This window comes from Microbacterium sp. EB106-03-03-XG65 (assembly GCF_058791955.1).
This window is the reverse complement of record NZ_JBYTEB010000002.1, coordinates 17,260-40,231: the sequence shown is the minus strand read 5'-3', so window position 1 is coordinate 40,231 and position 22,972 is coordinate 17,260. Positions and strand designations below refer to the sequence as shown.

Here is a 22,972-nt window from a genome sequence, read left to right as displayed (position 1 = left end):
GGCTGCTCGCGACACCCCTGTCGCTGAGCTCATCGACGCACAGGAGACATCATGCCCAGGGAACGCGGGGAGAAGGTCATCGCGACCAATCGTCGCGCACGTCACGACTACAGCATCGAGAAGTCGTACGAGGCGGGGATGGTGCTCACCGGCACCGAGGTGAAGTCGCTACGTCAGGGGCGCGCGAATCTCAGCGACGGATACGCGTTCGTCAAGGGCAACGAGGTGTTCCTCGATTCCGTGCACATCCCCGAGTACTCGCAGGGTCACTGGACGAACCACTCGGCCAAGCGCATCCGCAAGCTCCTGCTGCATCGCGAGGAGATCGCGAAGCTGCAGCATGCGGTGTCCGCCGGCGGCTACACCCTCATCCCGCTCAAGCTCTACTTCTCCGACGGCCGAGCGAAGGTCGAGATCGCTCTCGCGAAGGGAAAGCGCGAGTTCGACAAGCGCCAGACCCTTCGCGAGCGTCAGGACACCCGCGAGGCCGAACGGGCCATGCGTCTGCGCAACCGCGTCGGAGAGTGATCAGTCGGCGGGGGTGAAGCCGAAGACACGCCCCAGGAACGCCAGTTCGCGTCGGAGCGAGTCGATCATGGTCTCCGCGGATCGGAAGCCATGGCCCTCTTCCGGGTACAGCACGTACTCGTGATCGACTCCCCGGGAAGCGAGGGCGTCTCGGATCGCCTCGGACTGCGATGCGGGTACGACACGATCGACGCCTCCCTGCAGCAGGAGCACCGGGACATCGATCCGATCGACGTGGGTGAGGGGCGAGCGCTCGATGTAGAGCGCCTCGGCCTCGGGAACCGGACCGACGAGACCGTCGATGTATGAGGCTTCGAAGTCATGTGTGTCCGCGACGAGCATCCGCAGGTCTGCGACGCCGTAGCGGCTGATGCCCGCAGTGAACGTGCCGCCGCGCACGAGCGCGCAGAGCACCGTCCACCCTCCGGCGGATCCGCCCCTGATCGCGATGCGCGCCGGGTCTGCGAACCCGATGTCGACGAGACCCTCGGCTGCCGCGATCACGTCATCGACGTCGGCCACACCCCATTCGCCGTCGAGACGCTCTCTGTAGGCCCGGCCGTACCCTGTGGAGCCCGCGTAGTTCACGTCGAGAACGCCGATCCCGCGACTGGTGAAGAAGCTGATCGCCGGCGAGGCTGCGCCTGTCACGTGGGCCGTCGGGCCGCCGTGCACGAGCACGATGTACGGAGGAAGCTCGTCGTGCGGGGGAGTCTCGTGCGGGTGGGCGGGCGGGTAGACGAAGGCGTGCACGGGCCCGCGCGGCCCCTCCACCGCGATCATGGACGCGGGCGGTGCCCAGGTCGGGTCAGACGGGCCTCCGCCGGTCACGGTGATGACCTCACCGGTGTCGACGTCGACGCACCAGACTCCGGGGGCACCCGCCGAGCTGGTGCCGGACAGCAGCACGGTGGTCCCCGCGACGTCATCGACACTGATGTGGCCGTCGGCGGGGAGCGCGAGAGGATGCGCGGACCCGGACGCGTCGATCAGCACGACCTGGTCGCGGCCCTCGGTGCGCACAGCGACGACCCGGCCGTCGGCAAGCGGGCGGTACCAGCGATTGCCGAGCACCCAGAGGCCGTAGCCGGTGTCGGCGTCATCGGTGGCGGCGAAAGGCTCGGCCGGGCCGAGCGCGGAGACGCCGCGCAGCGCCTGACGGTGCAGGGCCCATCTGCCGGACGGATCGTCGGAGTAGAGGAGCTGGTCGTCCTCGGTCCACTCGGGTTGCAGAGCGGCGCGCGTCGGAAGAGTCGTCGTGTGCTCGCCGTCGGAGACCACGAGCGCTGCACTCTCCCACGGCATCCGGCCCGCGTTCCACTGGACCCACGCGAGCCGGGTGCCGTCGGGCGACAGGGCAGGATGCGCGTAGAAGTCCGCTCCGCTGATGAACGTGCGGATACGCCGGTGGTCGTCGGCTGCGGAGCCGTCGAGCGGGATCTCCACGATGGCTCGCGTATGCGGTTCGGCATCGAGATCCTCTCGCACCGCGAACAGGCGTCCGCCGGCGAGGCGGAGGCCACCGTAGGAGGGGCCTGCGGGCGTCAGCGGCAGGATCACACCGGTGCGCGACATCCGCCTGACCCGTTGGTCTGCCGCATCGACGAAGTAGAGGGTGCCCGCGGGGTCCGCGGTCCAGGACCCGCCACCGTATTCGTGCACCCTCGATCGGGCGCTCCACGGTGCGGGGAGGACCACCTGTCCCGCAGAACTGCGTACGGCGACTCGCCCGCCCTCGGTCGGAACCGACTCTGCCCACCAGATCTCGTCACCGACGAACGCAGCGCCGTCGTATCGCGGGGACGACGCCGCGACGGATGCGGGAGAGAAGGGCGAGGACCAGGAGCCATAGGGCGACGACATGCTTCGACCCTACGGTCAACGCGGCCGGCACCGCATGTGCGGTGCGCTCAGACGGCGCGGAGCACGGCGACGATCTTGCCGAGTATCACGGCCTCATCGCCGAGGATCGGCTCGAACGCCGAGTTGCGCGGAAGCAGCCAGGTGTGGCCGTCGCGGCGCCGGAGAACCTTCACGGTGGCCTCCCCATCGAGCATCGCGGCGACGATCTCACCGTTCTCGGCGCTGCCCTGCGAACGCACGACGACCCAGTCGCCGTCGCAGATCGCCGCGTCGATCATGGACTCGCCCGACACCTTGAGCATGAACAGATCGCCCTTGCCGACCAGCTGTCGGGGGAGCGGGAAGATCTCTTCGACCTGCTGGTCGGCGGTGATCGGCACGCCTGCGGCGATCCTGCCGACGAGGGGCACGAGAGCGGCATCGCCGACGGGCGTCGCGATGTCGGCGGGGTTCTCGCCGCTCGCGCCGGGAAGATCGATCAGCACCTCCATCGCGCGCGTCTTGCCGGGGTCACGGCGCAGGTACCCGCTCAGTTCGAGCTGGCCGAGCTGATGCGTGACGCTCGAGAGCGACTTGAGTCCGACCGCATCGCCGATCTCCCGCATGCTCGGCGGGTAGCCGTAGCGGCTGATCGACGTCTGGATGACCTCGAGGATCGCCATCTGCTTCGGGCTCAGGCTCTTCCGACGGCGAGTGCGCGGAGCCTCTGACTCGGTGGCGGCGTTGTCGCTCATGATGCTCCTCAGGTGTCGACCCGGCGTCTCGGTTCGAATGTCGGTGGCCCGTGGTGGGGTGTTGCTATCGAAACCGTATCCGAGAAACGCAGCGATGGGGAATATCTGTTCGAGCGTGTCGGTTCTTTTCCGGAGCGGGTTTCGAAGAAGTCTTGACACACATTCGAATTCGAAGATACCTTCGGAACGTAGCTTCGCATTCACGGCTCCCGGCCGAGTCGCGAATGCGAACGCTACGCCACCTTCACCGCCCAGCGCGGGAGCAGCAGAGGAGCACGACATGAGCACCATCACCTTCAGCACCGCAGCCATCGTCCCGGCAGTGCCGACGACGCGCCTCCGGCTGACGGCGCGCGGTCGTCGAGTCGTGCTGGCGCTGGCGGCGCTGCCGCTCGCGGCAGGCGTCGCCTTCGGCGCACTCAGCGGCGGCAATGCGATCGCCTCGAACGACGATGTCGCGGTGGCGTCTTTCGAGACCGTCACGGTGATGCCGGGGGACACGCTCTGGTCGATCGCCGAGAGCATCGCGCCGAAGGCAGATCCGCGCGACGTGATCGGTGACATCACGCGACTCAACCTGCTCCAGGGTGGCGCTCTGCAGATCGGCGAAGAGCTGGCCATCCCGGCGCAGTACTCGGAGTGACCATCGGCGCCGTGCCGACCAGCCGCACATCTTCGATGTCACGCTGAATGACTGCCCTCCAGACGCGGCCTACCATGGGAAGGGTGACCGTTTCACTTGCAGACCTCCCTCTTCGTGACGACCTCCGCGGACTCACCCCATACGGTGCCCCGCAGGCTCCGCTCCCGATCGCTCTGAACGTCAACGAGAACACGCACCCCGTTCCCGATGCTGTCTCGAGCGACATCCTCGACGACATCGCCGTGGCTCTGCGTGACGTGAACCGCTATCCCGACCGCGAGTTCACCACTCTGCGAGAGGCGTTCGCGCGTTACCTCGGCCACGGCCTCGAGCCGGAGCAGATCTGGGCCGGGAACGGCTCGAACGAGGTTCTGCAGCACATCATGCAGGCGTTCGCGGGGCCTGGGCGCACCGTCTACGGGTTCGCGCCCACGTACTCGATGTATCCGCTGATCTCGCAGGGGACGGGTGCCCGCTGGGTCGCCGGCGCGCGCCAGCCCGACTACACGATCACCCCCGACGAGGCGGCCGCACAGGTGGCCGCTGCGGATCCCGACGTGATCCTGCTCTGCTCGCCGAACAATCCGACGGGCACCCCTATGGGGCTCGATGTGATCGAAGCCGTATACGAGGCGTCACGGGGCATAGTGGTCGTCGATGAGGCCTATCAGGAGTTCGCCCCGCGCGATGCTCCTTCAGCCCTCTCTCTGCTCGATGGGCGGCCCCGTCTCGCGGTGTCTCGCACGATGAGCAAGGCGTTCGCGTTCGCGGGCGCCCGCGTCGGGTATCTCGCTGCGGATCCGGCGTTCATCGATGCTCTGCGTCTGGTGAGGCTGCCCTATCACCTCAGCGCCCTGACACAGGCTGCGGCTGTCGCCGCGCTGCGGAATGCCGACGTGATGCTCGGGATGGTGGACGAGATCGTCGAGCAGCGCGATCGCATCACGGCGACCCTCGAGGCGCTCGGCTACACGCCGCATGAGACCTGGTCGAACTTCGTGCTCTTCGGAGGGGTGTCCGACCCCAAGGCTGTGTGGCAGCAGCTGTACGACCGCGGCGTGCTGGTGCGCGACGTGGGCATCCCGGGGCACCTCCGGGTCACCGCCGGCACGGAAGCGGAGACCACCGCGTTCCTCGATGCGCTGGCCTCGATAGGATCGGCTTCATGAGCAGCACCACTCGCACTGCACGCGCGGCCTCGCGCGTCCGCAGCACCTCGGAGTCCACCGTCGAGCTCGAGCTGAATCTCGACGGCACTGGCGCGAGCCACATCGACACCTCGGTGCCGTTCTTCGACCACATGCTCACGGCTTTCGCGAAGCACTCGCTCACCGATCTGACGGTGCGAGCCTCCGGCGACACTCAGATCGACGCGCACCACACTGTCGAGGACATCTCGATCGTGCTCGGTCAGGCGATCCGCGAAGCGCTCGGCGACAAGTCCGGCATCTCACGCTACGGCGACGCGCTCGTTCCGCTCGACGAAGCTCTTGCGCAAGCGGTGGTCGACATCTCGGGGCGTCCTTACCTCGTGCACACGGGCGAGCCCGCAGGGTTCGAGCACCACCTGATCGGCGGGCACTTCACCGGTTCGCTCGTGCGTCACTCGTTCGAGGCGATCACGTTCAACGCCGGCCTCACCGTACATGTGCGCGTGCTGGGCGGACGTGACCCGCATCACATCGCCGAGGCCGAATACAAGGCCTTCGCCCGCGCATTCCGCCAAGCCAAGGCGCTCGATCCCCTCGTCGACGGCATCCCCTCGACCAAGGGCGCGCTATGAGTCGCGCACCCAAGGTCGCGGTCTTCGACTATGAGTCGGGTAACGTCCACTCCGCGGTGAAGGCGCTCGTCGCCGCGGGCGCCGACGCCGTGCTGACGCGCGATCGCACGGAGGCGCTCGAGGCCGACGGTCTCGTCGTGCCGGGGGTGGGCGCGTTCCAGGCTGTGCGAGATGCGCTGTACGCCCACGGCGGCGACGAGATCATCGACCGGCGGCTCGCCGGCGGTCGTCCCGTGCTCGGAATCTGCGTCGGCATGCAGGTTCTCTTCGCGCACGGGGTGGAGCGGGGCCACGACTCCGAGGGTCTCGGCGAATGGCCGGGCGCCGTCACAGAGCTCAACGCTCCGGTACTGCCCCACATGGGATGGAACACGGTTACACCCGGTACCGAGTCGGTGCTCTTCAACGGCATCGAGAACGAGCGGTTCTACTTCGTCCACTCGTATGCCGCGCAGTCGTGGGAGCTCGACGTCATCCCGCCGTTCCCGCAGCCGGTGCTGACGTGGGCGACATACGGCGACCCCTTCCTGGCCGCCGTCGAGAACGGACCGCTCTCGGCGACGCAATTCCATCCGGAGAAGTCTGGCGAGGCAGGCATCCAGCTGCTGCGCAACTGGGTCGACAGCCTGCGCTGACCCCCGCCGGCCGGCGCGGAAAAGGCGACGGCCCGCGCGGAAAAGGCGACGGCCCGTGCAAGACAGGCGACGGCCTGCGCGCAACAGGCGGACTCCCGCTGACGCGACGACCGGTCGGCGCGCGCTTCGAGCTCGATCCTTCGTGTGTCAGAAGCCGCGTGCGACCGCGGCGGCGGCCGACAGCCACGCTCGCTGCGTCGGGTCTGCGAGGGCGCGCAGTCGCAGGTGTCCGTCGACCATCTCTCGATCGAACGGGATCGCGACGACTTCACGGGCCAGCGAGCTGTAGCCTCCGACGACGTCTGCGACGTCTGCCGGTGATGCCTTCGGATCTGCCTGGCTGACCACCACGACGGACTCGCGGGCGAGGCGCGCAGACCGTTCGTCGCGGTCCTCGAGCGCCTCAAGGAGCAGGGCCCCGGCTTCCGCGTGATCATCCCGCGTCGTGGTGGCCACGACGAGCTGATCGGCGAGATCGATCATCCGCAGCCACATCGGGTCGGACTCGTCGTTGCCGGAGTCGATGATGATCAGGCGATAGAACTTGGCTGCTACCGCGTGGATCGAATCGACGTCCGCGGGGCTGAGACGATTCTCGTGTGCGAGTCGGATGGGCTTCGAACGGAGGACGTCGTACTTCTCCTGCGGCTGGTGATGCACGAAGTGTGCAAGATCGGCCGACTGGCCCTGGGCGCCGAGGAGGCGCTGGGTCTGCGGCAGCAGCTCGAGCAGGGTGCGATCGTGCGCGCCCGTCTCTGTGCGCCAGCCCAGCGTGCCTCGCGTCTGGTTGTTGTCCCAGGCGAGGACCCCTGCTCCTCCGTACTGGGCGAAGACGGCCGACAGAAGCACGGTGGTGGGGGTCTTCCCGGCGCCGCCCTTGCCGTTGACGACGGCGACTGTGCGAGGACCAGGCCAGTGCATACCGACCGCGTGCTCATCGTCGCGGATCGCGCGCTCTCGAGCGTTCGGCCCGAGTGAGAAGCCCACGCGGTTGAGCAGGCCACGACCACCGACGCGAGCCGGCTCCTCCCGGCGTTCCTGTTGGAGGAAGGACGGGCGCTCGACGCCCTGCTCCCGCTGCACGCGCCGCGACGACGCGGCGGGAGCTGCGGATGCTGCCGGCGTGGCGGGCGAGGCGGGCGAGGCGGGTGCGGTGGGCGAGACCGCCGGGGTCGATGGAGTCGATGGCACCGCGGCGGCACCGAGCGGTGGGTCAGGCAGCGGGGAAGGCTGCGGTGGCGCAACGGGCTCGGCGTCGAAGGCGGGGGCCGGCGCAGCGCTCGGAGCGTCGCCGGGCGCGCGGGGGGCTGGGGGAATGCTGACGGGCGCGGTGCGGGGGACGGGCGGCACGGGTGTTGCGGATTCCGCGGAAGAGGCGGTGCGTGACGCCGACTCGGCAGAGAAGGGCTGGGCATCCGGTCGTGGAGGAACCGGAGGCGCGACGACCGGCGGGGGAGTGATGCGGGCTGCTGATGCTGCTGCGCGGGTGGCCGGAGCGGGTGTCGGCGCGGGCGGCGCTACAGGCACGGACGGACGGTCGCTCGCATTCGAGGCGGGTGGCACAGGCGGGATGGACTCCGGAGCCTCGGGAGGCATCGGGTTCCCTCGCCGAAGAGGTCCACCGCCTCGGGGTTCCGCATCGCGCACCATGGGGTATCTCCTCACCGACCGGACAGGTGTGTCTTCGAGGCTACCGCGTGGCGCCCTGTGTTCTCAGCGGTCATCGTTTTGGAGTGGGCGGATGCGAAGGCTAATGTCGACTCTCGTGCCGACGAATCGGCCCTTCCATCTCACCTGAGGACGTCATGAACGACTTCGCGCAGTCTCCCTCGCTCACCCTTCTCCCCGCCGTCGATGTCGCCGGCGGCAAGGCTGTCCGGCTCACCCAGGGGGAGGCGGGCACGGAGACGAGCTACGGCGACCCGCTCGACGCGGCGGGCGAATGGGTCGCGCAGGGCGCAGAGTGGATCCATCTGGTGGATCTCGATGCGGCTTTCGGGCGCGGCAGCAATGCGTCCATCCTCCGCAAGGTCATTAAGCAGTTCCGGGGCGTGAACATCGAGCTCTCCGGTGGTATCCGCGACGATGCGACGCTCGAAGCCGCCCTCGAGAGCGGCGCGACGCGGATCAACCTCGGCACCGCAGCGCTGGAGAACCCGGAGTGGGCCGCCGACGTGATCGGTCGCTACGGCGAAGCGATCGCGGTGGGCCTCGACGTGCGTGGCACGACCCTCGCCGCTCGCGGCTGGACCAAGGACGGCGGTGACCTCTGGGAGGTTCTGGACCGTCTGGAGGATGCCGGCTGCAGCCGCTACGTCGTCACCGACGTCACGAAGGACGGCACTCTCCAGGGCCCGAACCTCGAGCTTCTGCGTGAGATGACGTCCCGTACGCCGAAGCCCGTCGTCGCATCAGGAGGCATCTCCAGCCTCGACGACATCGCCTCACTGCGCGAGCTCGTTCCGCTCGGGGTCGAGGGAGCGATCGTCGGCAAGGCGCTGTACGCCGGTGCCTTCACGCTGGCTGAGGCTCTGGATGTCGCAGGGCACTGACGACGCCTGCGGGCACGGTCACGATCCGGAGAAGCCGGGAGACGAGGGGCTGCACGGCTCGGTGTCGGGCGGTCGCGGCGACTCCGCCGGTGTGCCCTGGGAAGGGCGCAGCTTCGAGTCGAATCCGCACGCTGCCGACGACGGGTCTGCGGACCCCGCACTCCTCGCTGCTCTCCTTCGGTTCCGCTCCGGTGACGGATCCCAGAGCGAGGTCGTGGATGCGTTCCGCACAGCTCGTGTGCTGATCCCCCTCATCGCGGAGAAGGGCGAGGAGGGCGTCGCGCCCAGCGGGCTCGCGGTGGACAAGACCCAGGAGCTGTCGATCGTGACGGTGGCGGCGCCTGACGGCCGCCGTGTGCAGCCCGTGTTCTCCTCGGTCGACGCCATGCGGCGATGGGATGCCGGAGCGCGTCCGATCCCGGTCGACGCGACGCGTGTCGCGCTCGCAGCCTCCGCCGAGGACACCGATCTCATCGTGCTCGATCCGACCTCCGAGACCGAGTTCGTCTTCCGCCGCCCCGCCGTGTGGGCGATCGCGCAGGGGCATAGCTGGGAGCCGAGCCATCTGTCGCCCGAGGTCTTCGCCGCTCTTCAGGAGAGCGTCGCGCACGAACTCGCGGTGATCGACGTGTCAGTCGCCTCGGGTGATCCCGACGCGCGCCTTCGCGGTCCCGAGCTGATCGTGGTCCTCGAACTCGTCGACGGCCTCGAACGCGACGTGCTCGACGCCGTGCTGGCACGCCTGGCGCAGCGCTGGTCCGCGGATGACCGCATCGCGGTGCTCGCCGATTCGCTCACGGTCAAGCTCCGCCGTTCGGTCTGACGCCCTCGGATCAGCGCTGCGTCCGATCGTGCGGCCTAGTTGACAGGCCCCGTCCACTTCTCGCCCGGACCCTTGCCGATCGGGTCGGGGATCGTGGATGCCTCGCGGAACGCGAGCTGCAGCGAGCGGAGGCCGTCACGCAGGGAACGTGCGTGCATGTCGCTGATCTCCGGCGCTCCGGCCGTGATGAGTCCCGCCAGGGCGTTGATGAGCTTGCGCGCCTCGTCGAGATCGAGCTGCTCCGCGGCGCTGGGGTCGTCCGCGAGGCCGAGCTTGACGGCGGCCGCGCTCATCAGGTGCACGGCTGCGGTCGTGATCACCTCGACTGCAGGCACATCAGCGATGTCCCGAGTCGCGGACGATGCCGCCTCCTCCTGCCGCGCCCAGCGCTCTTCGCGCTCGCGTGCTGCCTCGTCCGATGCCTGGTTCGTCACTTCGCCTTGCCTTCTGTTAGACTGTGTCGGGCTCCGGAGCGTCATGCTCCGGTACGAAAGAGGATTCACTTCCCACCCGCGCTTGCCGTTCCAGGCTACCGGGTCTTGCACTCCACCGGATCGCGTCGCCAGATGCATCCGGCAGGTAGGGTGCAGAGCCGGCGTCTGAATGCCGGTGGGTGGGGACGATTCTGATTTCGCCCGGGATGCCGACAGCATCCTGGTGGCCGAATCCCATCGTCTAAGGAGCTACGCATCAGCGATCCCCGCACCAATGAGCGCATCCGCGTCCCCGAGGTCCGCCTCGTCGGACCTGCGGGTGAGCAGATCGGCGTCGTCCGCATCGAGGCGGCGCTGCGCCTCGCGCAGGAAGCCGACCTCGACCTCGTCGAGGTCGCACCGAACTCGAAGCCGCCCGTGGTCAAGATCATGGACTACGGCAAGTTCAAGTACGAAGCTGCCCAGAAGGAGAAGGAAGCTCGCCGCAACCAGGCGAACACCATTCTCAAAGAGGTCCGCTTCCGATTGAAGATCGAGGCGCACGACTACACGACGAAGCTCAAGCGCGCCGAGGGCTTCCTCAAGGCCGGCGACAAGGTGAAGGCCATGATCCTGTTCCGCGGTCGCGAGCAGTCGCGCCCCGAGCAGGGCGTTCGTCTGCTGCGCAAGTTCGCGGAGGACGTCGCGGAGCTCGGCACCGTCGAGTCGAACCCGACCATCGACGGTCGCAACATGGTCATGATCGTGGCTCCGCTGAAGAGCAAGTCCGAGGCGAAGCAGGAGCAGAACGCCGCTCGCGACGCCCAGCGGGCTGACAAGAAGCAGGCCGCCCGCGACGCGAAGAGCGACACGGATGCACCTGTCGAGGCCGCAGCGGAGTAACTCCCGCCCCAGAACTCCCGCACCGCGGGTTGACACCGTCGCCTGAGAAGGCGCCATACGAAGGAAGAGAAGATGCCGAAGCAGAAGACCCACTCGGGTGCTAAGAAGCGCTTCAAGATCACCGGCAGCGGCAAGCTGAAGAAGCAGCAGGCCGGCATGCGCCACAACCTCGAGCACAAGTCGAGCCGTCGCACCCGTCGTCTGAACCAGGACCAGGTGCTCGCGAAGGCCGACTTCAAGGTCGCCAAGAAGCTTCTCGGTCGCTGAGCGCCCGAACTCAGAATAGGAACACAGGAAAATGGCAAGAGTCAAGCGGGCGGTAAACGCCCACAAGAAGCGTCGCGTCATCCTCGAGCGCGCCTCCGGTTACCGCGGTCAGCGTTCGCGCCTCTACCGGAAGGCCAAGGAGCAGGTCATCCACTCCCTGGTCTACTCGTACCGGGACCGTCGCAAGCGCAAGGGTGACTTCCGTCGCCTCTGGATCCAGCGCATCAACGCGGCTGCACGCCAGAACGGCATCACGTACAACCGCTTCATCCAGGGCCTCGGCCTGGCGGGTGTGACGGTCGACCGTCGCATGCTCGCCGACCTCGCGGTCAACGACGCCGCCACGTTCACGACTCTGGTCGAGACGGCGAAGAAGGCTCTGCCTTCCGACGTCAACGCGCCGAAGTCGGCCGCGTAAGCAGCATTTCAGTCAGAGGACGTCCTCCTTCGGGAGGGCGTCCTCTGTCGTTCCCCCTCGGGGTGCGCAGCGAGGCCGTCTCGGAACTCTAGACTGAGATCGTGCTGGAGAACCCCCGCTCCCCCCGAGTCCGTTCCGTCGCGAAGCTGACCAAGCGCAGCGCGCGTGCAGAGACAGGCCTGTACCTGCTCGAAGGCCCACAGGCGGTTCGCGAGGCGCTCACCTACAGTCCTGAGGCGATCGTGGAGCTCTTCGCGACGCCGCACGGGTGGGAGAAGCACCCTGATATCCGCGCGAAGGCGACGGATGCTGACATCGACGTCGAGTACGTCACCGAGTACGTGCTCAACGCGATGGCCGACACGGTCACGCCGCAGGGGATCGTGGCGGTCGTGCGACAGACCCCGACGTCGGTCCGCGACATCTTCGCCGCGTCTCCGCGGCTCGTCGCGATCTGCGAGGAGATCAGGGACCCCGGCAATCTCGGCACGATCATCCGGGCGGCCGACGCCGCCGGCGCGGACGCGGTGATCCTCACCGGTCGTACCGTCGACCCGTACAACCCCAAGGTCGTGCGTGCGACGACCGGCTCGCTGTTCCATGTGCCGGTCTCGGTGGGGGCGGAGCTGCCGGATGTCATCGACAGCGCCCATGCTGCGGGGCTCCGGATCCTCGCCGCCGATGTGAAGGGCGACGACCTGCTTCAGGCGCGCGCGGAAGGCGTTCTCGCCGAGCCCACCGGATGGCTGTTCGGCAATGAGGCGCGTGGCCTCGAAGACGATGCTCTGGAGCTCGCCGATCGGGTGCTCAGGCTTCCGATCTTCGGCAAGGCCGAATCCCTGAATCTCGCGACAGCCGCCAGCGTGTGCCTGTACGAGAGCGCTTTCGCGCAGCGGGCGTCCGCATCCGCGTGACCCGCGCAGCCTGAGGGGTCGGGGACCGCGCTCCCGCGCTGGTAGGTTTGTCCCCTGCACCAGCAGCAGAAGGGGACCGGAGTCGATGCGGATTCTGATCGTGGAGGACGACGAGCGTGTCGCCGCCGCCCTCGATGCTTTTCTGATCCGTTCCGGGTACGCGACCGCACGAGCGGCCGACGGTGCATCCGCTCTGCAGATGATCGGTGCGGACACCGAGGTGGTGCTCCTCGATCTCGGACTCCCCGATGTCGATGGCATCGATCTGTGCCGGCGCATCCGGGGCCGCAGCGATGTGCCGATCGTGATCGTGACCGCGCGCAACCAGGTGACCGAGCGGATCAAGGGTCTTCGAGCGGGTGCTGATGACTTCGTCGTCAAGCCCTATGACGTGCATGAGCTCCTCGCCCGCATCGAGGCGGTCACGCGGCGTTCGCGCCCGGTGCGTCCGGAATCCGAGGTCAACGTTCTCCTTCACGACGGAGCCGTCGAGATCGATCTCGTGGGTCGGCAGGTACTGGTGGATCGGTCGCCGATCGAGCTCACGCGCAAGGAGTTCGACATCATGGCCGTGCTCGCTCGCTACCCCGGAGTCGCGGTGCCCAAGGAGCGTCTCATCCGTGAGGTGTGGAACACGGACTGGCGCGGATTCGGGCACTCGCTCGAGGTGCATGTCGGCGCGATCCGGAAAAAGACGGGTCAGCGCGGGGTCATCGAGACCGTGCGCGGCGTCGGCTACCGCCTGGTCGGGTGACGGGGCCGTGCGCAGGCGTCTGATCATCGTCTTCCTCGTGCCGCTCGTGGCGATCCTGGTGTCGCTCGGCGGGGCCGCGGCGTGGAGCGCCACGCGCAGCGTGCAGCAGGCCTTCTACACGCAGCAGCTGGGCGATCTCGGATACTTCGTCACGAGCGCGCGCCAGGCGCTGCGGTCGGGAAGCGCGACGGTCATCGACGCCGAGGTGCGGCGTTTCCGAGAGGTGTACGACATCGACGTGGTGGTTTTCGATCCGTCCGGCACGGTGTGGGCGGCGAGCGAGGGCAGCGCCGCGGAACTCCCGGACGATCAGGCGGCGCGTGTCGGGCTCGCGCTCTCGGGGCGACGATCCGAGCCGCCTGCGCCGGTCCTGCCGTGGAGCGCCACGCGCTCCACTGTCATCGAACCGGTCTTCGACGACGGCGATGTGATCGGCGCAGTGATGGTCTCCGCCGACGTCGGCGCCCCGAGGGCGGAGATCATCCAGCAGATCGTGCTGCTCTCGGCCGTGGCCGTGTTCTCGATCGGTGCCGGCGTGCTGCTGGTCTTCCATCTCGCTCGGTGGGTGCTCGCTCCGGTGCGGCGACTCGATGAGGCGATGGTGGCGATCGAGCGCGGTGAGATGGACACGAGGGTGGCCGAGGACACCGGTCCGCCCGAGCTGCGACGCATGACTCGAGTGTTCAACGGCATGGCCGACGAGATCGAGCGAGTCATGACCCGCCAGCAGGAGTTCGCGGTGAACGCCTCGCACGAGCTGCGCAACCCGTTGAACGCGCTGCTGCTGCGTGTCGAGCACCTCGCGACCGGACTCGGCCGTGACTGGCAGCACGATGTCGAGGAGACGCGCGAGGAGGGGCGCCGGATGACGCGCATCCTGGAGACCCTGCTGGGTCTCGCCCGCGGTGGTCGTGCGGACACGACCGTCTCGGCTGTCGACCTCACCACACTCGCCGGTCGGCGGGTGGAGGCCTGGACTGAGGTCGCGGCGCAGAAGAGGATCACGATCCGCTTGCAGGGGAGTTCTTCGGTGATGAGCGTGACCGACCGGACGATCGTGGAGAGCGCTCTGGATGCGGTGATAGACAACGCGGTCAAATACTCTCCCCCCGAGTCGGCGATCGAGGTCGAGGCGATCCGGGACGACGGGGTGTGTCTCCTCACCGTGCGAGACAACGGTCCCGGGCTCGCTCACGACGAGGTCGACGCGGCGACAGGCAGATTCTGGCGCAGCGACGACGCCGCCGACAAGCCCGGAACAGGGCTGGGGCTCGCCATCGCGACCGACCTGCTCGAGGCGATCGGTGGCGGAGTGAGTGTCGAATCCCCCGGAAGCGGGGGACTGCTCGTCGCGCTGGTTCTGCCGGACGGGGCGGCGGGATGACGCGGCGCAGGTGGATGCAGGGCCTCCGACGACTCGTCGCCGCGGCGCTGATCGTGGGAGCTGTGACGTCGGTGAGCGCCTGCGCGAGTCGTTCGGCGGAATGGACCGAGGGCGAGCACGCGGTCGCCGGCGGAGGTGCAGACGGGGTCTACTTCGCGTACGGCGACGGCCTTGCCGAAGAGCTGTCGGCGTCGCTCGACGTGCCGATCGTCGTCGAGGAGACCGCAGGCTCGGTGGACAACCTGTTGCGGGTGGCGGCGGGGGAGGCGCTGGTCGGATTCGCTCAGGGCGATGCGGCAGCGGACGCCGTGGCCGGCGCCGGGGCTTTCGGCGAACCGCTTCCCATACAGGCCGTCGCGCGACTGTACGACGAGTACCTGCACGTGGTCGTGCGGGCAGAATCAGACATCCATGAGCTCGCCGATCTCGTGGGCCGCGGGGTCTCTCTCGGCGCGGAGAACTCGGGCGTGAATGTGATCGCCGGTCGTGTGCTCGACGCCGCCGGGGTCGATGCCACCACGCTGCAGGACCGGCGGTTGGATCTCGCGGAGTCGATCGACGCGCTCGAACGGTCCGAGATAGACGCGTTCTTCTGGGTCGGCGGGATCCCCACCCCGGGCATCGCCGCCCTGGCCGAGGAGATGCCGCTGCGTCTGCTGGCCGTCGAGCAGGGCTGGGTCGACGAGGTGAACCGGCTGCACTCCGATGCCTATCGTTCGTCCGACCTCCCCACCGGGCTCTACGGGCTGGGGGAGTCGGTGACGACACTCGCGGTTCCGAACTATCTCGTGACCTCGGTCGACACTCCACCCGGGGTCGTGCGCGACATCGTGGCGGGACTGTTCGACGCCCGAACGCGCATCGCTCAGCGCGTGCCGATGGCGGCGCTGCTCGATCGGACCCAGGCGATCTTCACCGGTCCGGTGCCCCTGCACCCCGGAGCGGTCGCGTACTACCGCGGACAGCGCGACTGAGCCCTCAAGAAATCCTCAAGAGACTCTCCTCGCGCCACCGGGCTCTGCCAATGTGGTGATCGATCGCAGACGATTCGACGGAGAATTCAGATGCCACAGAGCCTTCGCCCTTCATGCAGGCGGATGCTCGGCTCTTCGCTCGAGTCCGGAGGCGATCGCATCCGATCGGAGGCTTGCCGTTCCCGTATCCCTCGGGGGAGGAGCGAGACGGCAGGAACGCCCCCACGGTTCGCGGGGGCGGACCGTGGGGCACTCCCTCCCCGGACCCCAACCTCTTGTATCGGCCATTACGAACGTGTAAATCTCGAAGAGTCTGCCTGGAGGCGATCCGATCGCCTGGGTAGTTTGGAGCAATGATGACCTCTGGTGAACCCCTCGTCGTAGTGGACAACGTGCAGAAGCACTATGGCGACTTCCAGGCGCTGACGGACATCGATCTGACCGTCAACCGCGGTGAGGTCGTCGTCGTGATCGGCCCCTCCGGTTCGGGCAAGTCGACCCTCTGCCGCACGATCAACCGGCTCGAGACGATCACGAGCGGCACGATCAGCATCGACGGCAAAGCGCTGCCCGCCGAGGGTAAAGGGCTTGCGAACCTGCGCGCCGACGTCGGGATGGTCTTCCAGTCGTTCAACCTCTTCGCGCATCTGACGATCCTCGAGAACGTCACGCTCGGCCCCATCAAGGTGCGCGGCATGAAGAAGGCCGATGCCGACAAGGAGGCGATGATGCTGCTCGAGCGCGTCGGCGTCGCGCAGCAGGCGTCGAAGCTTCCCGCTCAGCTCTCCGGCGGACAGCAGCAGCGCGTCGCGATCGCGCGAGCCCTCGCCATGCAGCCCAAGGTCATGCTGTTCGATGAGCCGACCAGCGCGCTCGACCCCGAGATGATCAACGAGGTCCTCGACGTCATGGTCGAGCTCGCCCGCGACGGCATGACGATGATCGTCGTGACGCACGAGATGGGCTTCGCGCGGAAGGCCGCCAACCGCGTCGTCTTCATGGCGGACGGGAAGATCGTCGAAGAGGCGACTCCCGAGGAGTTCTTCACGAATCCGAAGAGCGATCGCGCCAAAGACTTCCTCTCCAAGCTCCTCACGCACTGACGAGCGCCATAGACCTTTGCACACACAGCACATGAAGGAGACGCACATGCGACGCACACGGACACTGGCAGGAATCGGGATCGCGACGGTTGCACTGTTCGCGCTGACCGCCTGCAACAGCGGCAGCCCGTCCAGCCCCGGCGCCGGAACCGGCAGCGATGAGGGTGAGGACTCCACCTGGTTCGAGGTCGCCGACGACGTGCAGCTCGAGGGCAGCCCGACGTTCGACGCCATCCAGGAGCGCGACAAGGTCGTCGTCGGCGTCAAGGAGGACCAGCCCGGTCTCGGCTACCTCGACGTGACGACCGGTGAGCGCACCGGCTTCGACGTCGACATCGCCCGCTGGATCGCCGCATCGCTCGGCTACGACGAGGACAAGATCGAGTTCAAGCCGATCGCCTCGGCCAACCGCGAGCAGGCGATCACCAACGGTGACATCGACTACTACGTCGGCACCTACTCGATCAACGACAAGCGCAAGGAGCTCATCGACTTCGCGGGTCCGTACTTCATCACCGGTCAGGGCCTCCTGGTCGCCGCCGACGCGGATGACGCCGAGGCTCTCGAGGACTTCAACGGCAAGACCGTCTGCTCGGCGACCGGCTCGACGCCGATCCAGAACATCAAGGCGAACTTCCCCGAGATCAAGACGCAGGAGTACGACCTGTACTCCGCCTGCGTCCAGGACCTCATCGATGGCAAGGTCGACGCCGTCACCACCGACCAGGCGATCCTGATCGGCTACGCGGCCCAGTACCCGGATGACGTCAAGGTCACGGGCGGCCTCTTCACGGAGGAGCGCTACGGTGTCGGCCTCACGAAGGGCGACGACGCGCTGCGCACGCACATCAACGAGCTCTTCACCGACGGTGGCGACATCTGGCAGGCGATCTTCGACGCGAACCTCGGCTCCAGCGGCATCGAGGTCGAACAGCCCGAGGTCGACGCGTACTGATCGACATGGGCGGCCCCCTCGGGGGGCCGCCCATTCACTCTGAAGAAGGGAGGGTGGCGTGGACGTCATCTTCGGCAACCTCGACCTGTGGGGACAGGCGGTCAGCAACACGCTGATCGTGTTCTTCGCGGGCGGGATCATCGCGCTGATCCTGGGCCTGATCGTCGGGGCGATGCGCGTCTCCCCGGTGCCCATCGCCCGTGGCGTCGGCACGGTGTACGTGAACACCGTGCGCAACACCCCGCTGACCCTGGTGTTCTTCTTCTTCGTCTTCGGCTACCCGCAACTCGGGCTGCCTGAACTGTCGAACCTCGTGCTCGGCATCCTCGCCATCGGCATCTACACGGCGACCTATGTCGCCGAGGTGCTGAGGGCAGGCATCAACACGGTGCCGGTCGGCCAGGCCGAGGCCGCCCGAGCGATCGGGCTGCCCTTCGGTCAGGTGATGGGGCTGGTGATCCTCCCGCAGGCCTTCCGCTCGGTCGTCCCGCCGATGATGAGCGTCTTCATCGCGCTGCTGAAGAACACGACCGTCGCGGCCGGGTTCTCGGTCGCCGAGCTCGCGGCCCTCCGATCGACGATCAACGATTCGGCCGACCGTCCGGGCAACCCGATGGAGGTCCTCCTGTGGGTCGCCGTCGTGTTCGTCGTCCTGGTGCTGCTGTTGAGCTGGCTGCAGCGATATCTCGAGAACCGTTGGAGGATCGCGCGATGAGCTCTGTACTGTATGACGTCCCCGGACCCCGGGCGATCGCTCGCAACCGGATCATCGCGGTCGCCACGGTCGTCCTCGTCCTGGCGGCGGTGGGCTTCGTCGTCTTCCGCATGGTGGAGACGGGCCAGTTCTCGGCGGAGAAGTGGTACGTGTTCACGTTCTCCAACGTGTGGATGGGCATCTTCAGAGCGCTGGGCAATACGCTCGCGGCCTTCGCGCTCGCCGCGGTGCTCAGCGTCGTCCTCGGCTTCGTGCTGGCCATCGGACGGCTCTCCGATCATGCGTGGGTGCGGATCCCCGTGACAGCCATCACCGAGCTCTTCCGTGCGGTTCCGGTGCTCGTGTTCATGATGCTGCTCTACTACGGGCTTCCCGTGGTCGGAATCAAGATGGATCCCTACTGGGCCGTCGTGATCGCGCTGATGGTCTACAACGGCTCCGTGCTCGCCGAGGTGCTGAGAGCCGGCATCGAGTCGCTGCCCCGGGGACAGAAGGAGGCGGGGTACGCGATCGGACTCCGCAAGAGCGGCGTGATGCGTCTCATCCTGTTGCCGCAGGCGATCCGGGCGATGCTCCCGGTCATCGTCGCCCAGCTGGTCGTCACGATGAAGGACACCGCCCTCGGCTTCATCATCACCTACCCCGAGCTGCTGTACTACGCGAAGCAGCTGACGTCGCAGCAGGGCCGGCCCATCCTGCAATCCGCCTTCGTCATCGGCGGCATCTACATCGTCATGTGCCTCATCCTGTCGGGCATCGCGAAGTGGGTCGAGATCCAGACCCGACGCTCGCCGAAGGTGAAGGCGATCCACGCGGCCGACGATCCTCGCCAGCACGGCGACGGCACCGACACCGAGCTCATCACCCTGCAGCGTGGAGGCAGCGGGTTCGGCGGCGCCGGGGGAGTGGGCGGGCTCGACAGCTCTGATCCGAAGTGACGTCTCCCGGCGCGGGGCGATCGCCCCGCGCCGGTAGACTCCTATCTCGTGTCTGAGTCTCCCGAAATCACCCCGGAAGCAGTCGAGGCCGCCGTCGCGGCGGCACTCGCAGCGATCACCGCAGCCGCCGATACGACCGAACTGAAAGCAGCACGCGCCGCACACGTCGCCGACGGCTCTCCGCTGGCCGTGCTGAACGCCTCGATGCGTCAGGTGGCTCCCGAGAACAAGGCCGCCTTCGGCAAGCTGGTGGGTCAGGGGCGCGGCCAGGTCACGAAGGCCCTCGCCGCCAAGGAAGAAGAGCTCGCCGCAGCCGAGGTCGCGGCGCGTCTCGAGTCCGAGCGCATCGACATCACCGCCGTTCCCTCACGGGCGCACGTCGGCGCGCGGCATCCGCTGACCCTGCTCAGCGAGCAGATCTCCGACATCTTCGTCGGCATGGGGTGGGAGATCGCGGAGGGCCCGGAGCTCGAGCATGAGTGGTTCAACTTCGACGCCCTGAACTTCGACGTCGATCACCCCGCCCGCCAGGAGCAGGACACCTTCTACGTCGACCCGCCCTCGCGCCACCTCGTGATGCGCACGCACACGAGCCCGGTGCAGGTGCGCTCGATGCTCGACCGTGAGGTGCCGATCTACGTGCTGTGCCCGGGCCGGGTCTACCGGACCGATGAGTTCGACGCGACGCATCTCCCTGTCTTCACCCAGTTCGAGGGCCTTGTCATCGACAAGGGCATCTCGATGGCACACCTCAAGGGCACCCTCGACCACGTCGCGCGCCAGCTCTTCGGACCGGAGGCGAAGACGCGCTTCCGTACGAACTTCTTCCCCTTCACCGAGCCGTCGGCCGAGCTCGATCTGTGGCACCCGACCTTCAAGGGCGGCGCACGCTGGATCGAGTGGGGCGGCTGCGGAATGGTGAACCCGAATGTGCTCCGGGCAGCCGGGATCGACCCCGACGTGTACAGCGGCTTCGCGTTCGGCATGGGAGTCGAGCGCGGCCTCATGTTCCGCAGCGATGTGCAGGACATGCGGGATATGGCCGAGGGCGATGTCCGATTCAGCGAACAGTACGGGATGGTGGTGTGATGCGCGTCCCGCTTTCGTGGCTGCGTGAGTACGTCGATCTGGCAGCGGATGCGTCGCCTGAGGACGTTCTGGCGGCGATGGTCACCGTCGGGTTCGAAGAGGAGGACGTCCACCGCTTCGAGATATCGGGGCCCGTCGTCGTCGGACAGGTCGTGTCTCTCGAGGCCGAGCCGCAGTCGAACGGCAAGACGATCAACTGGTGCCAGGTCGATGTCGGAGAGGCGAACGGCGGCATCCGCGGGATCGTCTGCGGCGCGCACAACTTCGTCGCCGGCGACAAGGTCGTCGTGACGCTGCCCGGCGCCGTGCTGCCTGGCCCGTTCCCGATCGCCGCCCGCAAGACCTACGGCCACGTGTCGGACGGCATGATCGCCTCCGCGCGTGAGCTGGGCCTCGGCGACGAGCACAATGGGATCCTCGTCCTCGCGGACCTCGGCATCGATGCTCCTGTCGGCACCGACGCCATCAATCTGCTCGGGCTCGACGACGTCGCGGTCGAGATCAACGTCACTCCCGACCGCGGGTACGCGTTCTCGCTGCGCGGTGTCGCCCGCGAGTACTCGCACGCCACGGGGGCGCCGTTCCGCGACCCCGCCGAGCGCGACTTCGCCGAGCTCCAGCCCGGCACGGGTCACACGGCGATCGTCGACGACGCGGCCCCCATCCGCGGGCGCGTCGGCGCGAGCGAGTTCGTCACCCGCGTGGTCCGCGACGTCGACCCGTCGCGGCCGACCCCGCCCTGGATGATCGCGCGTCTGTCTCTCGCGGGCATGCGCTCCCTCGGCATCCTGATCGACATCACGAACTACGTGATGCTCGAACTCGGGCAGCCGCTGCACGGATACGACCTCGACAGGCTGACGGGCGGCATCACGGTGCGCCGTGCGACGCCCGGCGAGAAGATGACGACTCTCGACGGCCAGGAGCGGAAGCTCCATGTGGAAGACCTGCTGATCACCGACGAGTCGGGCCCCATCGGTCTGGCCGGCGTGATGGGCGGCGGCACTACCGAGATGAGCGATACGACACGCAATGTGCTCATCGAGGCCGCGACCTTCGACCCGGTGACCATCGCGCGCACGGCGCGCCGTCACAAGCTGCCGAGCGAAGCGTCCAAGCGCTTCGAACGCGGCGTCGACCCGCTCGTGCCGTTCGTCGCTGCTCGCCGTGCAGCGGATCTCATGGTCGAGCTCGCCGGCGGCACGCTCACCGACGAGGGCGGCGCGCTGTTCGCCGAGGTCTTCGTGGCCGACATCGAGCTGCCGCGCGGATTCGTGCAGGCGCTCATCGGTGTCGACTACTCCGACGATGAGGTCGTCGGCGCACTCACGACCATCGGCGGCGAGGTCTCCGAGTCGGATGCCGGCTGGACCGTCATCCCGCCGACCTGGCGTCCCGACCTCACCGACAGGTGGTCTCTCGCGGAGGAGGTCGCCCGCATCCACGGACTCGACCGCATCCCGTCCGTGCTGCCGACGCCGCCGTCGGGCCGGGGTCTCACCCCACATCAGCAGGGTCGTCGCCGTGTCTCCGACGCGCTGGCGGCTGCCGGTCTCGTCGAGACCCCCTCGTTCCCCTTCACGACCGAGGCGCAGAACGATCTGCACGGGTCGGCGTCGGGTGAGCATCTGCCGAGCATCCGGCTCGCGAACCCGCTCGACGGCTCCGCGCCGTTCCTGCGTCGGTCGCTGATCCCCGGCCTGCTGCAGACCGCGCACCGCAACATCTCGCGCGGCCTCACGGACCTCGCGCTGTTCGAGACGGGGGTCGTGTTCCTGCCCGAACCCGGCGTCGAGTACGGCACCGACGAGGTGCCGCCGCTCGGCGTGCGTCCGTCGGACGAGACGCTCGCCGCGCTGAACGCCTCGATCCCGCCGCAGCACCGTCACGTCGCGGCGCTGTTCACGGGGAACGTCGTGGCGCGTCAGCCCGGTCGCCCCGCTGAGTCCTACGGCCTCGCAGAGGCGTTGGACGCCGCCCGGGTCATCGCGGCCGCCGCCGGAGTCGACATCGACGTGGTTCAGGGCGAGCGCGCGGCGTTGCACCCGGGGCGCACGGGAGTGCTCTTCGTGGGCGATGTCGAAATCGGGTACGTCGGTGAGCTCCACCCCGAGGTGGCGGACGGAGCTGATCTGCCGGGCCGCGCGATCGTGCTCGAGCTCGATCTCGACGGGATTCTGTCGATGGGTGGCGGACGCGCTGTCGCCGCCTCGCTCTCGACGTTCCCCGCGGCGACTCAGGACGTGTCGCTCGTGCTCGGTGCGCAGGTGAGCGCCGGAGAGGTGCGCGCCGCGCTGACCGACGGTGCCGGGTCGCTTCTCGAGGCGATTCGTCTCGTCGACGACTACCGCGGCGAAGGCGTGGCGGAGGGCCAGAAGAGCCTCACGTTCGCATTGCGCTTCCGCGCAGACGATCGCACCCTCACGGCGGCCGAGGCCACCGAGGCCAAGCTGGCCGGCGTCGCCGTCGCAGCCGAGCGCTTCGGCGCGACGCTGCGCGACTGACAGTCCCGCACGCGAACTGCATCCCGCCGCGGTGAACCCCGCCGCGGGATGCAGTTCGCATGTCGGAGACTCCGCGAGAC

General features: G+C 67.9%; 24 protein-coding genes. 20 read left to right on the top strand and 4 right to left on the bottom strand.

What is annotated here, in order from left to right; genetic code table 11:
• Positions 1-51 precede the first annotated feature (51 nt).
• Complete coding sequence (gene smpB / locus AC3WS6_RS13380) at positions 52-528, top strand: SsrA-binding protein SmpB (protein WP_492501535.1); 477 nt, start codon at positions 52-54, stop codon at positions 526-528.
• On the opposite strand, the gene AC3WS6_RS13375 is transcribed toward smpB, so the two are convergent.
• Both AC3WS6_RS13375 and lexA read right to left on the bottom strand, forming a co-directional pair.
• Positions 529-2,391 (bottom strand): S9 family peptidase, encoded by a 1,863-nt coding sequence (locus AC3WS6_RS13375; RefSeq protein ID WP_492501534.1) that lies wholly within the window; start codon positions 2,389-2,391, stop codon positions 529-531.
• A 47-nt stretch (positions 2,392-2,438) separates the two neighbouring features.
• Positions 2,439-3,125: a transcriptional repressor LexA gene (lexA, locus tag AC3WS6_RS13370; RefSeq protein WP_201470218.1), complete on the bottom strand. Its 687-nt coding sequence runs from the start codon at positions 3,123-3,125 to the stop codon at positions 2,439-2,441.
• A 280-nt stretch (positions 3,126-3,405) separates the two neighbouring features.
• Here lexA and AC3WS6_RS13365 point away from each other — a divergent pair, with 280 nt between their 5' ends.
• From AC3WS6_RS13365 to hisH, 4 genes are all read left to right on the top strand, one after another.
• Positions 3,406-3,768 carry a LysM peptidoglycan-binding domain-containing protein gene (locus AC3WS6_RS13365; RefSeq protein ID WP_492501533.1) on the top strand — a complete coding sequence of 121 codons (363 nt, stop codon included), beginning with the start codon at positions 3,406-3,408 and terminating at the stop codon, positions 3,766-3,768.
• Between the two features lie 74 nt (positions 3,769-3,842).
• Positions 3,843-4,937, top strand: a complete 1,095-nt coding sequence (locus AC3WS6_RS13360) for a histidinol-phosphate transaminase (protein ID WP_492501532.1) — start codon at positions 3,843-3,845, stop codon at positions 4,935-4,937.
• A complete protein-coding gene (gene hisB / locus AC3WS6_RS13355; protein WP_492501531.1) occupies positions 4,934-5,551 on the top strand; it encodes an imidazoleglycerol-phosphate dehydratase HisB in 618 nt (205 codons plus the stop codon). The genes AC3WS6_RS13360 and hisB overlap by 4 nt, the downstream gene beginning before the upstream one ends.
• The gene (hisH, locus tag AC3WS6_RS13350) at positions 5,548-6,186 is read left to right on the top strand and encodes an imidazole glycerol phosphate synthase subunit HisH (protein ID WP_492501530.1); all 639 of its coding nucleotides are present in this window, start codon (positions 5,548-5,550) and stop codon (positions 6,184-6,186) included. The genes hisB and hisH overlap by 4 nt, the downstream gene beginning before the upstream one ends.
• A 147-nt stretch (positions 6,187-6,333) precedes the next feature.
• On the opposite strand, the gene AC3WS6_RS13345 is transcribed toward hisH, so the two are convergent.
• Entirely contained in the window at positions 6,334-7,377 is a 1,044-nt protein-coding gene (locus AC3WS6_RS13345; protein WP_492501529.1) for a MinD/ParA family ATP-binding protein, read from the bottom strand.
• A gap of 614 nt (positions 7,378-7,991) precedes the next feature.
• Between AC3WS6_RS13345 and priA the strand changes: the two genes are divergently transcribed.
• Both priA and AC3WS6_RS13335 read left to right on the top strand, forming a co-directional pair.
• On the top strand, positions 7,992-8,738 hold the full coding sequence (gene priA / locus AC3WS6_RS13340; RefSeq protein ID WP_492501528.1) for a bifunctional 1-(5-phosphoribosyl)-5-((5-phosphoribosylamino)methylideneamino)imidazole-4-carboxamide isomerase/phosphoribosylanthranilate isomerase PriA: 747 nt from the start codon (positions 7,992-7,994) through the stop codon (positions 8,736-8,738).
• Positions 8,722-9,561 (top strand): SseB family protein, encoded by an 840-nt coding sequence (locus AC3WS6_RS13335; RefSeq protein ID WP_492501527.1) that lies wholly within the window; start codon positions 8,722-8,724, stop codon positions 9,559-9,561. The genes priA and AC3WS6_RS13335 overlap by 17 nt, the downstream gene beginning before the upstream one ends.
• A 35-nt stretch (positions 9,562-9,596) precedes the next feature.
• On the opposite strand, the gene AC3WS6_RS13330 is transcribed toward AC3WS6_RS13335, so the two are convergent.
• A complete protein-coding gene (locus AC3WS6_RS13330) occupies positions 9,597-9,995 on the bottom strand; it encodes a DUF1844 domain-containing protein (protein ID WP_201470210.1) in 399 nt (132 codons plus the stop codon).
• Between the two features lie 255 nt (positions 9,996-10,250).
• On the opposite strand from AC3WS6_RS13330, the gene infC reads away from it, so the two are divergent.
• The 13 genes from infC (at position 10,251) to pheT (ending at position 22,892) form a co-directional block, all read left to right on the top strand.
• On the top strand, positions 10,251-10,877 hold the full coding sequence (gene infC / locus AC3WS6_RS13325; protein WP_492502310.1) for a translation initiation factor IF-3: 627 nt from the start codon (positions 10,251-10,253) through the stop codon (positions 10,875-10,877).
• A gap of 72 nt (positions 10,878-10,949) precedes the next feature.
• On the top strand, positions 10,950-11,144 hold the full coding sequence (gene rpmI, locus AC3WS6_RS13320; RefSeq protein WP_025105280.1) for a 50S ribosomal protein L35: 195 nt from the start codon (positions 10,950-10,952) through the stop codon (positions 11,142-11,144).
• A gap of 31 nt (positions 11,145-11,175) precedes the next feature.
• Positions 11,176-11,562: a 50S ribosomal protein L20 gene (gene rplT, locus AC3WS6_RS13315; RefSeq protein WP_045252681.1), complete on the top strand. Its 387-nt coding sequence runs from the start codon at positions 11,176-11,178 to the stop codon at positions 11,560-11,562.
• A 101-nt stretch (positions 11,563-11,663) separates the two neighbouring features.
• Positions 11,664-12,476: a TrmH family RNA methyltransferase gene (locus AC3WS6_RS13310; RefSeq protein WP_492501526.1), complete on the top strand. Its 813-nt coding sequence runs from the start codon at positions 11,664-11,666 to the stop codon at positions 12,474-12,476.
• A gap of 85 nt (positions 12,477-12,561) precedes the next feature.
• The gene (locus AC3WS6_RS13305) at positions 12,562-13,230 is read left to right on the top strand and encodes a response regulator transcription factor (protein WP_492501525.1); all 669 of its coding nucleotides are present in this window, start codon (positions 12,562-12,564) and stop codon (positions 13,228-13,230) included.
• 7 nt (positions 13,231-13,237) lie between these two features.
• The gene (locus AC3WS6_RS13300; protein WP_492501524.1) at positions 13,238-14,614 is read left to right on the top strand and encodes a sensor histidine kinase; all 1,377 of its coding nucleotides are present in this window, start codon (positions 13,238-13,240) and stop codon (positions 14,612-14,614) included.
• Positions 14,611-15,588: a TAXI family TRAP transporter solute-binding subunit gene (locus tag AC3WS6_RS13295; protein WP_492501523.1), complete on the top strand. Its 978-nt coding sequence runs from the start codon at positions 14,611-14,613 to the stop codon at positions 15,586-15,588. The genes AC3WS6_RS13300 and AC3WS6_RS13295 overlap by 4 nt, the downstream gene beginning before the upstream one ends.
• Positions 15,589-15,941: 353 nt before the next feature.
• Complete coding sequence (locus AC3WS6_RS13290) at positions 15,942-16,691, top strand: amino acid ABC transporter ATP-binding protein (RefSeq protein WP_492501522.1); 750 nt, start codon at positions 15,942-15,944, stop codon at positions 16,689-16,691.
• 46 nt (positions 16,692-16,737) lie between these two features.
• Positions 16,738-17,646 (top strand): glutamate ABC transporter substrate-binding protein, encoded by a 909-nt coding sequence (locus tag AC3WS6_RS13285; protein ID WP_492501521.1) that lies wholly within the window; start codon positions 16,738-16,740, stop codon positions 17,644-17,646.
• 58 nt (positions 17,647-17,704) lie between these two features.
• On the top strand, positions 17,705-18,361 hold the full coding sequence (locus AC3WS6_RS13280; RefSeq protein WP_492501520.1) for an amino acid ABC transporter permease: 657 nt from the start codon (positions 17,705-17,707) through the stop codon (positions 18,359-18,361).
• Positions 18,358-19,299, top strand: a complete 942-nt coding sequence (locus AC3WS6_RS13275; RefSeq protein ID WP_492501519.1) for an amino acid ABC transporter permease — start codon at positions 18,358-18,360, stop codon at positions 19,297-19,299. The genes AC3WS6_RS13280 and AC3WS6_RS13275 overlap by 4 nt, the downstream gene beginning before the upstream one ends.
• Positions 19,300-19,347: 48 nt before the next feature.
• The gene (gene pheS, locus AC3WS6_RS13270) at positions 19,348-20,388 is read left to right on the top strand and encodes a phenylalanine--tRNA ligase subunit alpha (protein WP_492501518.1); all 1,041 of its coding nucleotides are present in this window, start codon (positions 19,348-19,350) and stop codon (positions 20,386-20,388) included.
• Complete coding sequence (pheT, locus tag AC3WS6_RS13265; RefSeq protein ID WP_492501517.1) at positions 20,388-22,892, top strand: phenylalanine--tRNA ligase subunit beta; 2,505 nt, start codon at positions 20,388-20,390, stop codon at positions 22,890-22,892. Before pheS ends, pheT begins: the two co-directional genes overlap by 1 nt.
• The last annotated feature ends 80 nt before the right edge of the window (positions 22,893-22,972 follow it).